This window comes from Herbaspirillum sp. SJZ107, from assembly GCF_006715485.1.
Lineage (GTDB): Bacteria > Pseudomonadota > Gammaproteobacteria > Burkholderiales > Burkholderiaceae_D > Telluria.
Genome location: NZ_VFNH01000001.1, coordinates 173,322 through 186,188 on the forward strand (window position 1 = coordinate 173,322; position 12,867 = coordinate 186,188).

At 63.3% G+C, this 12,867-nt stretch carries 9 protein-coding genes; all 9 read left to right on the top strand.

The features are described 5' to 3' along the window. The 9 genes from FBX97_RS00845 (at nt 1) to FBX97_RS00890 (ending at nt 12,722) form a co-directional block, all read left to right on the top strand. On the top strand, nt 1-4,788 hold the full coding sequence (locus tag FBX97_RS00845; protein WP_141828373.1) for a hypothetical protein: 4,788 nt from the start codon (nt 1-3) through the stop codon (nt 4,786-4,788). Beyond that, nucleotides 4,785-6,239: a hypothetical protein gene (locus FBX97_RS00850; protein ID WP_141828374.1), complete on the top strand. Its 1,455-nt coding sequence runs from the start codon at nt 4,785-4,787 to the stop codon at nt 6,237-6,239. The genes FBX97_RS00845 and FBX97_RS00850 overlap by 4 nt, the downstream gene beginning before the upstream one ends. 7 nt (nt 6,240-6,246) lie before the next feature. After that, entirely contained in the window at nt 6,247-7,566 is a 1,320-nt protein-coding gene (locus tag FBX97_RS00855) for a hypothetical protein (protein WP_141828375.1), read from the top strand. A gap of 9 nt (nt 7,567-7,575) precedes the next feature. Then, the gene (locus tag FBX97_RS00860) at nt 7,576-10,359 is read left to right on the top strand and encodes a hypothetical protein (RefSeq protein ID WP_141828376.1); all 2,784 of its coding nucleotides are present in this window, start codon (nt 7,576-7,578) and stop codon (nt 10,357-10,359) included. Next, nucleotides 10,356-10,928 carry a DUF4376 domain-containing protein gene (locus tag FBX97_RS00865; protein WP_141828377.1) on the top strand — a complete coding sequence of 191 codons (573 nt, stop codon included), beginning with the start codon at nt 10,356-10,358 and terminating at the stop codon, nt 10,926-10,928. Before FBX97_RS00860 ends, FBX97_RS00865 begins: the two co-directional genes overlap by 4 nt. 334 nt (nt 10,929-11,262) lie before the next feature. After that, a complete protein-coding gene (locus tag FBX97_RS00875) occupies nt 11,263-11,610 on the top strand; it encodes a hypothetical protein (protein WP_141828379.1) in 348 nt (115 codons plus the stop codon). Next, entirely contained in the window at nt 11,607-11,852 is a 246-nt protein-coding gene (locus tag FBX97_RS00880; RefSeq protein ID WP_141828380.1) for a hypothetical protein, read from the top strand. The genes FBX97_RS00875 and FBX97_RS00880 overlap by 4 nt, the downstream gene beginning before the upstream one ends. Further along, a complete protein-coding gene (locus tag FBX97_RS00885) occupies nt 11,845-12,336 on the top strand; it encodes a lysozyme (RefSeq protein ID WP_141828381.1) in 492 nt (163 codons plus the stop codon). Before FBX97_RS00880 ends, FBX97_RS00885 begins: the two co-directional genes overlap by 8 nt. After that, a complete protein-coding gene (locus FBX97_RS00890; protein WP_141828382.1) occupies nt 12,315-12,722 on the top strand; it encodes a hypothetical protein in 408 nt (135 codons plus the stop codon). Before FBX97_RS00885 ends, FBX97_RS00890 begins: the two co-directional genes overlap by 22 nt. Nucleotides 12,723-12,867 lie beyond the last annotated feature (145 nt).

Sequence of the window (12,867 nt, forward strand, 5' to 3'; positions counted from 1 at the left end):
ATGTCCGATATCGTCAACACAGCAACAATCAAGGTGGTCGCAGATGCTACTGGCGTAGAGGCCGGCTTGCGCCCTGTCGACGATGCAGTTGCCAAGACTGGTAAGAATCTCGAAAACCTCGGCGCAACCGCGAAGACAACTGCCAAAGTCATCGAGGAGGCCGGTAAAGGGGTCGACTTCCGACCGGTTGACGAGGCAGCCGAAAAGACCGGAAAAAATCTCGACAGCCTGGGCGCAACTGCCAAGACCACCAGCAAGGTAATCGAGGATATTGGCCGAGGCTCGGGTTTGAATGGGATGGGCGACAGCGCTGGCGCAGCCGCAACGCGCGTCGACCGCGCTACCAAGAGCATGGCCGACTCGATTCAGCGTGCTATCCAGGCGCAAACCGCGTTGGCCGCCGGCGCCAAGGGCACGGCCGAGAACTACGCCGCCTTGGCTCAGGTGCGCGGCGTGAACGTCGATGCTCTCAGGCCGCTGCTAACTCAGCTGGATGAGGCGAAGCGGAAGGCATCTGAGGCCGCTGATGCTACTCGCCAGCTCGACGAGTCGACTAAATTTCTCGCTGACCTAAGGTCTCGAACCGAGGGGATTGGAAAGAGTGCTTCCCAGCTTGCCGAGCTGCGCGCAGCCCAATTGGGTGTGACCGACGCTGCCGGCCCGATGATCGCAAGGTTGCGTGAAGCTGAGACTGCTGGCGAGGGAGCTTTCGGTAAGCTTAGTGATCTGGCCGGTAAAGCAAAGGCTGGGCTGCTTGCTGTAGCTGCTACGGCAGCCGCCACGGTGGCTAGCCTTGCTGTAATGATCAATAAATCGCTTGACGATCTCGGCCAGCTAGACGATATGGCCCAGAAAACCGGCGCGAGCGTCGAGAGCCTTTCCAAGATCCAGAAAGTGGACGCCGTTTTCGGCAATGGTATGGATGGGGTGAGCAGTGCGCTCAATAAGCTCGCCAAGGGCATGGCCACCGTTGACGATGAATCGAATAAGACGCAGAAGGCGCTCGGCGCACTGGGCTTGTCTTCGAAAGATGCATCCGGCAAGTTGCGCGATCCTGTCGAAGTGCTGGTTGACGTCGCGAAGAAGCTGCAGGGCTACAGCGACGGCGCCGCCAAGGTCGCACTCATCACCGACCTAGTTGGGAAGTCTGGCGCCGACATGCTGCCGTTCCTGAACGACCTCGCCGAAAACTACGACAAGGTAGGGGCCGTCTCGGCGGATGCCGCATCGGCCGGCGCCGCATTCCAGGATCAGATGGGGTGGATGAAACTCCGGCTCAAGGAACTATTCACGACCGTTACCATCGACGCGTTGCCGGCGCTCGGTGATCTGGCCGGCGCATTTTTGGACGTCTACAACGGACAGAAGGATCTTGGCAAACCGGACACGAAAAAGTGGGCCGACGAAATTGCGCAGGCAATCGCGCAAGCAGCTGACGCAGCAGCCATCCTTGGCCGCAGCATTTCAATCGTCTGGAACAGCCTGAAGGCGGTCAGAGCTGACATCAACTTGATGTCGACTGTTCAAGAGAATTCGAATCCCTTCAAGGTCGGCTACAAGCTGGCTACCGGAGGCGCACCGCTTGCGGACATCAAGAAAGCGTTCTCTGATCGAAACAAGGTTGTTGAGGATGCCAACAACACGCTGAGCGACTTGCTGTCCAAACCGCTGCCGGAGTTCGAGAAGGCGTTCTTGGCGCGCGTCGCTGCGCGTGGGAAGGAGGCTGTAAAGCCGGCGGCTGAAACGAAGGACCTGATCTACCAGACCGGTAACGATCCGGCGGCGAAAGCCGCTGAGGCTGCGGCAAAGAAAGAGGAGTCCGCTTACGCCAGCGTGACTGCTGCCATCCAGGCCAAGATCGAAGAGAACAAGCTTGAGATCAAGGTCAGCCAGGATGCCACCGAGTCCCAAAAGCTGCAGATCAAAGTCGACCAGGAGATCGCCGCCGGCAAGCTGAAGCTGTCCGATGCGCACAAGCGAGTCGTGCAGGCGAAGCTCGACGAATTGGCCGTTTCGGAGAAGGAGTTGAAAGCCAACCAGGTTGGTCGGGAGGTTGCGAAATACGTCACTGAAAGTACGATCGCCCGTGCGCAGCAAACTGCCGCACTCGCCATTGAGTATGAGATGTATGGCAAGACCGCCGACGCACGCCAGTTGGCAATGATTGCGATTAAGGCAGAGGCCGACCTGGAAAAGGAACTCGCTGTGCAGCGGCTCAAGGGCATGACCCAGGAGCAAGAGGCACAGTTTCGAGCCGCGAAGGACGCCCGAGTAGCGCTCGAGCAAAGCGCCTTAGGTCAGACGAAGGCGCTGCAATACGCTGCCCAACTGGACGACCAAAACAAGAAATTCAACCTGCAGTACATCGCTGACGTCAAGGCGCGCGCCGCGGCCGAACTGGCGATCGATTCCGAGGTTTGGCAGGAGCGCATTAAGAATGCCGGCGACGGCACGCTGGCGCAAAAGCAGCTGCAGATGAATTTCGACGAGTGGTATGCCAACCAGTCGGCAAAGCCATTTTTGGACGAGCAAAAGAAAACCTGGGATGGCATTGAAGCTGCTGCGCACGACACGTTCCTGAGCATCGAGAACGGGGCGAAGTCGGCCGCCGACCGGGCGAAGCAGGCCCTGAAGAATGGTCTGTATGAGTGGCTGTGGCAGATGGCTTTGAAGCCGATCTACCTGGACATCCGGGCCGCCTTTACTTCTTCCGGCGCGTCCATTCCCGGTCTTGGCGATGGGGTCGGTTCTGCTGCGGGCTCGATCAGCTCCAATCCGCTGATCGGCGCCGCCAATGCGGCATCGGCCGCCTACAAGGCCATCAGCGGTGGCTTCGCTTCGATCGGTGATTCGATTGCCGGCGGCGTGCAAACCGCGATGACGTCAATGGGCTATGCGCCGCTGGGGTCTTCTGGTTTGGCTACAGCGTCGGGCCAGGCGCTAACGCCGCTCGCCAGTGCGGCGGGGCAGATCGGAACGATGGCGGCTGGCTACATGGCGGGCTCCACGCTGAATAGTGCCATTTCCGGAAAGTACCAGACCGGGTCGGGACTCATGAAGACGGAGCAAATTGCCACGGCGGTCGCTTCGTATTTCAGCCCGATCGCCGGCGCTATCGTGGGCGGCGTGTCAGGGCTCATCAACCGCGCTTTCGGCATGGGTCCGAAGGAAACCCAGACTACAGGGCTCAGCGGCAGCATCACTGCCAATGGCCTGACGGCGTCCAGCTATGCGAAGTGGCACGAGGACGGTGGCTGGTTCCGATCGGACAAGAACGGCACCGACAGCAAGTCGCTGTCGACCGACGCGCTTGCTGCAATCAGCAACGGGCTCGATCAGATCAAGGCAGTGTCTTCGAGCTTCGCCACGAGCCTGGGCGCCGACGCCAGCTCGATTGCTAGCTACACCAAGTCCTTCAACATCGACCTGGGCAAAGACGGGAAGATCGAGGACGGCGTTACCAAGCTGCTGAGCAGCGTCGGTGACGAGCTGGCTACGCGGTTGGTGCCGAACATTGCCCAGTTCACGAAGTCGGGCGAGACCGCATCCAGCACGCTCGAGCGCCTGGCGGGCGACTTCACCGCGACCACGCAGATGGCCCAGTTGCTGGGCAAGACCGCGGTGGAAGCATTCGGGTCGGCCGGCCTCGCGTCAGTAGCAGCGCGCGAGCGCCTGATCGATCTGGCCGGCAGTGCGTCGAACCTGACGTCGTGGGCATCGAGCTACGCGCAGAACTACCTGACCGAACAGGAAAAGCTGGCGCCGGTAAAGAAGGCGGTGGACGAGGCGATGTCGAGCCTGGGCCTGGCATCGGTCACCACGCGCGACGAGTTCAAGCGGGTGGTCGCTTCGCTGGACCTTACGACCGAAGCCGGGGCAAAGCAGTTCACGTCGATGATGCAGCTGGCGGATGCCTTCGCCCAGGTGCACGCCGCCACTGAGGTTCTGACTCGGACCGAGTCGGACATCGCGTCGGAGCGGGCGAGCCTGCAGGACCAGCTCGACCAGCTGACGATGACCTCGACCCAGTTGCTGAAGAAGCAGCGGGATGCACTTGCCGAGGCCAACCGGCCGCTGTTCGATATGGTCCAGACGGCGCAGAAGTTGGCGGACACCTCGGGCAGCCTGAAGACCTTCCGCGATTCGGTCCTATCGCTGTCCGACAGTCTGTCGGTGGGCAGCCTGTCGGTGCTCACGCCTGAGGCGCAAGAGGCTGAGCTGAAAAGCCAGTACGAGAAGATCCGTGCGGCGGCGATGGGTGGCGACACTACGGCGCAGGGCAAGTTTTCGGATGCCCTGACTGCATGGCTGACGGCCTCGCAAAAGCTCAATGCCGGCGACACGCAGTATCAAGCCGACTTCTCGCAAGGCCGGCAGGATGCGGCGGCGGCAGCTTCGTGGGCGACGGGTCAAATCGACGCGGCGCAGGCCCAGCTGAATTCGATGAACTCGCAGACGCTGGCCCTGCAGGGCATGAACAACACGCTGACTGCAGCCAACAAGATCCTCGACACGATCGCGCAGAACACCAGTCCTGCGCCGATCCAGTCGGGTTTCGTGCTGAGCAATGCACTGTCGATCCTGTCTAGCGCTGTGAAGTTGCTTAAGGAAAACAGCGACAAGCAACAGCAGGAGGTTGCCGGCCTGCGGAAGGACCAGCAGGTGCAGACCGGCGAGACCATCGCCTCCAACGCTGAGGCGCAGCAGCAGAACGCACAAACCATCGTTTCTGGGATGAGCCTGCTTGCGCGGGTCATTGCCAGCAATCAGAAAGTTACCTTGGAATGACAATCTCTGATGCGCAATACGCTGCGTGGCTCGAAGACTCGACCGCGCAGCGCGTGACTCTTTACCGCGTCGGCTGCCTGAGTGGCGGGGCGCAGGTGACGCGCCGGCTGTCGAACCGACCTTTCACCGGGTCGGCCGCGGCGCCGTATTCCGCCGTGATCGCCAAGGACCTCGAGATCAGCAGGTCAATCTCGATCGATGGCGATGCCAAGCTGTCGGCTGGCGACGTCGAAGTCTGGAACGTCGGCGGGGAGCTCGATTCCTGGTTCACCGATGTGTGGGCAAACCAGCGGGTCGAGGTCTACGTCGGCGATGTCCGGTGGGATGAGGGGGATTTCCGCCTGTCCTTCGTCGGCAACCTGGCGGACATCGCCTACGGCACCGACCGCACGACGCTCGTCCTGAAGTTCCGGGACGCGCTGCAGCGGCTGAATACCCCGGTATCGGAAGCGAAGTTCGCGGACGGCACCCTGTATCCGGTCGCGCTCGGCGAAGTGCCCAACATGACGCCAAAATACGACTCGGTGACCGGGCGGTATTACTACCACTGCGGCCCGGCAGAGGGCCTGATCGAGCCGCGCACCGATGGCAAGAAGCGCTCGCCGGACGTGACGGACGATCCGACCAACAGCCGGTTCGCCTTCAACACCGCGGTTGGCCCGGGTGCCGTGACCTGCAGCGTCCAGGGCGATAAGGCCGGCGGCATATACCGCAACCGCATTGCCCAGCTGGTCCAGCTCCTCGCCACGCAGTACGGCAAGGAATCGACCCGGATGGTGGCGAGCGACCTCGACGCGGCAAACCTGGCCCTGTTCGATGCCGCGAACCAGCAGCCGGTCGGCTTGGCTATCCTCGACCGGACCAACGTTCTGACCGCGGCGGCGCAGCTGGCGTCGAGCAAGGGCGCCCAGGTGATCCCCTCGATGCTCGGCAAGCTGCGTCTGATCCAGTATGCGATCCCGACGTCGGCAACGCTGAGCATTCCGCGCTCGATGCAGGTCCAAGACTCGCTGGTGCCGGTAGCGCGGACGACGCCGGCGGCCGCGGTGCAGATCCGGTTTTGCCGCAACTACACGGCCCAGCCGAATCTTCAGACCTCGCTGCCGGCCGAGCACAAGCAGATGTTCGCGACCGAGTGGCAGACCTATACCGCGGTCGACGCGGCGACGCAGGCGACATACAGCCAGTACACCGACCCTGCTCCGATCGACACATGCCTGCTGACGCCGGCCGACGCAAGGGCAGAAGCCGAGCGTCGCCTGGCGATCGTCAAAGTGCCGCGCGCAACATACCGCGTCGAACTGACGCCGGCCGGCATGCTGGTCGAGCTAGGCGAGGCGCGCAACCTGTTTAGCGACCGCTTTGGCCTGGACGCTGGTAAGCCCGGCCTGGTCACCAGCCTGACGACGAATTTCGGCACCTACGCCGTCACGGCAGAAGTCACGATTTAAGGAACCCATGGGAAATCTGAGGATCATCGCCAGCAACGCGGCGCGCCGCGTCACGCCCGGACTGATCGCCAGCAGCACCGACGGCCTGCTCGTCGCCGCTAACTTGGTGTCGGACAAGAAGAGTGACGTCTGGCGCGCCACCAGCACGGCGGCCCGGATCGGCGGCGCGCTGCCGGCGCCCGAACTGGCGTCTGGAGTTGCGCTGCTCGGCAACTTCTCGCCAGCGACCACGATGCGCGTCCGCTTGTCGAACGAGGTGAGCAAGACCAACCTGATCACCTACAGCGAGGCCTTCGGCGACGGCAGCTGGGAAAAGGTCGGCCTGAACCTGTCGGGCGGCGTCTCGGCGCCGGATGGTTCGAACAACGCGTTCGCCATCGCGGCGACTGGCTCAGATCCGTATTTCGACAAGACGCTGACCCTGTCGCCCGGGACCTACACCTTCTCGATTTTCTTGAAGGGCGTCGGTGGCAGCGTCGGCAAGGCACCGAACGTCTGGTTCTGGAACATCGGTGGGCTGGGCGGCTTCGCCTCGGCGGTGGATGCCCGGCCGCTGGGCGCCGGATGGGTGCGCTACGCTGCCACCTGCACCGTCGCCACCGGCGGCAGCTACCGAGTCCGCGTCGATGCCCCGGACTCGGCGAGCGCCGGCGACGTGGTGCACATCTTCGGCGCGCAGGTCGAAAGCGGTTCGCTATCCTCGTATTTCCCCAGCGGGGCGACGCAGGGCGTGCGACCGGCAGGCTACATCGATACCTGGCAGAGCTACGACTGCGACACCGGCGTCGCGCTAGCGTGCCCGGCGCCGGCGATCCAGTTGGAGGGCTGGACGGCTGCGCAATCGGCAAGCGCTTATGCCTACGGCGGCGGCACCTTCGCGCGCACATGGTTCCCCGAGACGCAGTTCCGCGCCTTCGCCATCGACCTAGTCGACACCGGCAACGCGCAAGGGTACATCGAAGCGTCCAAGCTGGTGATCGGCCGGTATTGGTCGCCGCCGTATGGATTGACGTCCGTCTCGGCGACGGATGTGGATGCGACGGCGCACTATAGCACCGCTGCCGGGGACCTGCTGAGCCGTGCCTCGACGATAAGTAAAGAGGTCTCGATCGAGATGAGTGCGCTGACCCAGGCGGATCGCGCGCGGCTCGCCAGCATCCTGCGCGCCAGCCGGGCATACCCGATCTTTGTGAGCGTGCGCACCGGCGACCCTGATCTCGATGCGGAGCGTGCGCATACCGTCCTCGGGAAGCGTATGGGCGATTCTGAGGTGGCGCTGCAGGCCGCCGAGCGCTATGGATCAAAAGTCACTGTCCGGTCAATCTGAAGGAGCCTCATGGCTACTGTAGTCAATTTCATCGACACGACGCTGCAGGCTGCGGCGGCGCGCACGGTCAACCTACCGACCGCCGACATCCAGCTGCTGCCGTCGGCGCCGCTGTTTAAGGCAAATGCCGACGGCTCGATCACGCCGGAGTCGATCACCTTCACGGCAACGCTGATCGATCTGGATGCGCCGCTGACGTTCAACGCCACAGGTGCGCCACTGAGCAGCCCTACCGCGAAGTCGGTCACCGTCGTAGGCGCCGCGATGACCGGATCGAGCGTCACCGTTATCGCGAGTGCGACCGTCAACGGCCGCACATACACCAAGCCGTGCACGATCACGAAAGTGCAGGACGGCGTGGATGGCTCGACTACCTACACCTGGATCAAGTATGCGGACTCGGCGGCCGGCGCCGGCCTGAGCGACGACCCAACCGGGAAAGCCTACATCGGCCTGGCGTACAACAAGCCGTCGCCGATCGAGTCGACCATCGCCTCCGATTACACCTGGTCCCTGATCAAAGGCACGGATGGGCAGCCCGGGCCGCCGGGAGAAGACGGCGCGCAACTCTACACCTGGATCAAATACGCGGACTACGCGAACGGCGACGGTATGTATGATCTGCCGACCGCGAACACACTCTACATCGGCATTTCGGTCAACAAGACCACGGCAACCGAGTCGAACAATCCAGCCGACTATGTGTGGTCGCGGTTCAAAGGCGATCAGGGCGTGCCCGGGCCGGCGCTGTACACCTGGATCAAGTATGGGGATTCCGCCGCTGGCGCTGGCCTGAGCGACGATCCGACAAACAAGGCGTACATCGGCTTCGCGTACAACAAGACCACCCCGGTCGAGAGCGAGAACCCAGCGGACTACACGTGGTCCCTGAATCAGGGCGGGCAGGGCGTGCCGGGCCAGCCGGGAAAGGACGGGACGACCTACTACACGTGGATCAAGTATGCCGACGTGCCGGACGGTACTGGTCTGTATGACGTCCCGACCGATTCGACCGTGTACATTGGCATCGCCGTGAACAAGGTGACCGCCACGGAATCGACCAACAAGGCCGACTACACCTGGTCGAGATTCAAGGGCGGGCAAGGCGTCCCCGGTAACCCGGGCCAGCCGGGCCAGCGCGGCACCGTCGACATCTCGGCCGGCACCGCCGGCAGCGTGTGGTCGGACAGCGAGGCAACCGCCGCGATTGCGCAGACTGGCTACGGCGTGCCGCAGATGCTCGACGTCGTGACGCTCTACAACCAGGCCGCGGGATTTGCCAGCACCCGTTACTGGAACGGCAGCGCCTGGATCCCGGTGGCGCAGGTCATCAACGGTAGCTTGCTGGTGAAGAACACCGTGGCGGCCGACAAGATCGATACGCGCGGGCTCAGCATCAAGGATACGCAGGGCGGCGTCATCCTGGCCGCCGGCTCAGCACTTGATCCGGCCTATGCAGCGCCGGGCACGCTGAATAGCGCTCTAGTGCCATCTATCACTGCCGCTCAAAATGCCGCCACCGCAGCGGCCGATATGAACTTGATCGCGCGCGGCGCATGCACCGTGCTCGGCAACACGGCGACGAAGGCGCTCGGCAGCGCTGCAGGCTGGAACTCGGACGTCTACAGCAAGGAAGGGTACGCCGGCGGAGTCACGGCGAAGGTGACTATCCCCAAGGCCACTGGCTACGACATGTTCTTCGGCCTGAACAGCGATCCGGCGGCCGACGGCAGCTACACGTCGCTCGACTACGCGCTGCACATCCCAGGTGGCGGCACCGTTGAATACTGGGAGAGCGGAAGCCTCGTCGCCTCGCTCGGCTCAATGAGTGACGGCGATGTGCTGGAGATCACCTATAACGGGTCGAGATTGCGCTGCACGCGAAATGGCCTGCAGATGCGGGACGTCGCTCTTTCCACCGCCGCCGTGCTGTACTTCGACAGTTCGTTCTCGACGCCCGGCGCGACGATGACGAATATCCGGTTTGCGCCGATGTCCGACGTTTCCGCCGGGGTGGCGGCGCTTGCCGCGGTCAACGACCCGACCCTCGGTCTTGCGCAGCGCCTTCGCTCAAATGCGCAGAACTTAATGTCGGGTGGCGCCGCGCTGACGGTTGGGTCGCTGGTTACGGACGGCAGCGGGCAGCGGGTTAGCGGCTATGGCCTGGGCTTCACATCTTACGGCCTTGTGGCATACAACTCCGCTGGCGCGCCAACGATCACGGTCAACGGCGCCACCGGCGCGATTGCCGTCGCTGGCGACCTCAGCGGCTCAACCGGTACCTTCGGCGCGGTGCGAGTTGGGGTTTCGCTGGCGACCCAGGCAACTGGCTACAACAGCGATGCCGGCATCTGGCAGGGTATGGTCAACGGCGTGCCGAAGATGAGCATGGTCGCGCCGGGCGGCGCGAAGATCCTTTTTGATCCGTCAGCGTCTCAGCAGATTCAGCTCGTCAACGTGGGGGTGGCAAGCAGCTTCAGCGCGACGCTGGTCGACACCACTGGCGCTTACTCATACACCGTATCGAAGTCCACCAGTGGATCGTCGTATGCAGGAACGTACAAGGCGCTGCCAGTCAATGGCTCTGGAAATTACACCTATAGCTGGTCGGTCTCCAACACTGCCGGCGTCAACTGCTGGCTGAGTGCGACCAACGCGCAGCAAGTTGTTCTCACTGTCACCGGCAATAACCTGGTGTGGGACCAGATTTTCACGCTGACCTGCATCGTCTCTGACGTTGGCGGCAACATCGTCAAAACAATCAACGTAGACACCACGGTCTCCTTCTCATGACTCAATTCCTCATCAAGAGAAAATCGGATGGCGTCATTATCGGGGCATGCGGCCAGCCCGACGCGCTGGATGCTGGGCCGGCGGCGCAGCCCCCGGACGAAACCAGCGAACACGAGTTCATCCCCTGGCAAGAGCGCATCGCGTTCAGTGCGGCGCCCACGTCAACGTCGGTGCTGAGATTCCAGGAAGCTCCGGTTTGGGTGGAGATGGCGCCGCTCGATGAGCTCAAGGGGCGGAAAAACGCTCAGATAAACCAGTGGCGCTCGGCGGCAAACCAGTCGACATTCCCCTTCGGCGATAAGCTGATCGATTGCGACGCGCTGTCCAGGTCGGACATCGACGCCGTGGCGAACCATATCGGGCTGTTCGGAAAATTCCCGGACGGCTTTCCGATGGCATGGAAGACGGCCGACAACGACTATATCCCTCTGCCTGACGTGGAAGCATTCAAGGCGATGTACCGCGCCATGACGGCGCAGGGCACAGCCAACTTTGATCGATCCGAGGCGCTGAAGGTGGCACTGGGAAACGCGACTGATGCCGCCGAAGTGGCGGCGATTGCCTGGTAGCCCAGGTCACTTCCAGCATTGAAAGGAAAACCCATGAGCCGACTGCGTGAAGTAGCAGTTGCTTTCGACCAGCTGGTAAACGCGATCCTGGGCGGGTACTGTGATGAAACGATTTCCGCGAGGGCTTATCGGCTTCGAGCAGTCCGGCCGTATAACACCCTAAGGCCCATCATCGATGGGCTTTTTTTCTGGCAAGCAGACCACTGCCGCGCCTCGTATGAGGCTGAGCGTGCGCGCTCCCAGCTCCCGCCGGAATACCGCTGATGCTCCTTGCAACCGCACCACCATCCAACCCGCTTCGGCGGGTTTTTTTACGCCTACTGAAAAGGCCCCAATGAACCCACAATGGCAACAAGAAGCGGCGCGCCTCGGCGGCCCGGCGCTGGTCCAGGTCCTGTGCGAGCTGCGCGACGGCCAGCTCGAGCTGATGGCCAACATCGACGCCCTGAACGTCAAGACCTCGCAATCCGAGGCGGCGATTACCCGGCTGCTGTCTGGCTTTCCTGCCGACGACGTCGAGGGCCATCGCCGGTACCACGAGTCAGTTATCGAATGGCGCGAACTGCGCAACAAGCTGGTGCGCGAGGCGCTGACGAAGATGGTCGGCGCCGGCGCGCTGGCCGCGATCGGCTGGCTGGTCCTGGCCTTCTGGCAGGCCTTCAAGGTGACGGTGACGAAATGATGGCCCGGCTCAAATCCTGGCTGCAGTCGGCCGGCGTCTGGTTCAACGCCATGTTGCTGGCCGCGTTCCCGTTCGCCGACCAGATCATCGACGCGATCAGCGACAACCTGCCTGCGCTGGCCCAGTACCTGCCGCCGAACGTCTACAAGGCCGTCGGCGTCGCCGTCGTCGTGTTCAACCTGGTTCGCTCGGCGCAGCGCGCGCACGCAGCCGCAAAAGCAAAGGCGGTGACCAATGGCTGAGCAATCGAAGAAGCCGGCGCGCCGCGGCCTAATCGCCGCGGTCGGCTCCTGCGCCGCGGCTGCGCTGCTGGCATTCACGCCGGTGCAAGAGGGCAGGGCGCTCAAGACCTACCGCGACATCGGCGGCGTACTGACCTACTGCGATGGCGCCACCGAGAACGCCCAGGACGGCAAGATCTACACGCCGGCCGAGTGTGACGCCCAGCTCGACCGCGACCTGGATCGGCACGCCGCCGGCATCGCCAAGTGTGTGCCCATGGATCGCCTGACGGATGGCCAGAAGGTGGCGTTCGTCGACGCGGCCTTCAACATCGGCGTGCCAGCCTTCTGCGGCTCGAGCATGGCACGCCGGACCAACGCCGGCGACATGGCCGGCGCCTGCGACGCACTGCTGCTGTGGAACAAGGTCGGCGGCCGCGAGGTGGCTGGTCTGACGAAGCGCCGCCAGCGTGAGCGCGAACTGTGCCTCAAGGGGCTGCGGTGATCGCCGCCGCCCTGGCGCCGTACAAGCTACAGCTGGCGGCCGTCGTCGGCGCGGCCGCTGCTGTCCTGTGCTTCGGCGCCGGCTGGGCTGTCAACGGCTGGCGACTCGGCGCGGGCGTGGCGAAGCTGCAGGCCAAGCACGCCCAGGAACAGGCTACCCAGGCCGCCGCCACCGTCAGCACTCTGCAGGCCGACGCCGCAGCGATCCATCAGGCCGCCACCGAGTACGCCGGCATCCAGTCCACCCTCGCGCCCAAGATTGCGGCGCTCACCAAGGAGCTGCGCAATGCGCCTCGCCTTCCTGTGGATTGCCGCCCTGACGATGTCCGGGTGCGCAACCTCGACGCCGCCATCGACGCCGCCAACCAGGCCGCCACCGCTCGATAGCGCGCTGGCGGCGCCGTGCCCGGAAGTCCCGAAACCCGAATCGCCCGACTACGACGTGTGGCAGGTCTGGGCAATGAACCTAGTGCGCCAGTACGCCGACTGCGCTGCGCGCCACGCCAAGACCGTTCAGGCCTGGCCCAAGTAA

Bases quoted from the DNA above. Each gene is read 5' to 3' on its own strand.
- FBX97_RS00845 (WP_141828373.1), top strand. From the start codon at position 1: ATGTCCGATATCGTCAACACAGCAACAATCAAGGTGGTCGCAGATGCT.
- FBX97_RS00850 (WP_141828374.1), top strand. From the start codon at position 4,785: ATGACAATCTCTGATGCGCAATACGCTGCGTGGCTCGAAGACTCGACC.
- FBX97_RS00855 (WP_141828375.1), top strand. From the start codon at position 6,247: ATGGGAAATCTGAGGATCATCGCCAGCAACGCGGCGCGCCGCGTCACG.
- FBX97_RS00860 (WP_141828376.1), top strand. From the start codon at position 7,576: ATGGCTACTGTAGTCAATTTCATCGACACGACGCTGCAGGCTGCGGCG.
- FBX97_RS00865 (WP_141828377.1), top strand. From the start codon at position 10,356: ATGACTCAATTCCTCATCAAGAGAAAATCGGATGGCGTCATTATCGGG.
- FBX97_RS00875 (WP_141828379.1), top strand. From the start codon at position 11,263: ATGAACCCACAATGGCAACAAGAAGCGGCGCGCCTCGGCGGCCCGGCG.
- FBX97_RS00880 (WP_141828380.1), top strand. From the start codon at position 11,607: ATGATGGCCCGGCTCAAATCCTGGCTGCAGTCGGCCGGCGTCTGGTTC.
- FBX97_RS00885 (WP_141828381.1), top strand. From the start codon at position 11,845: ATGGCTGAGCAATCGAAGAAGCCGGCGCGCCGCGGCCTAATCGCCGCG.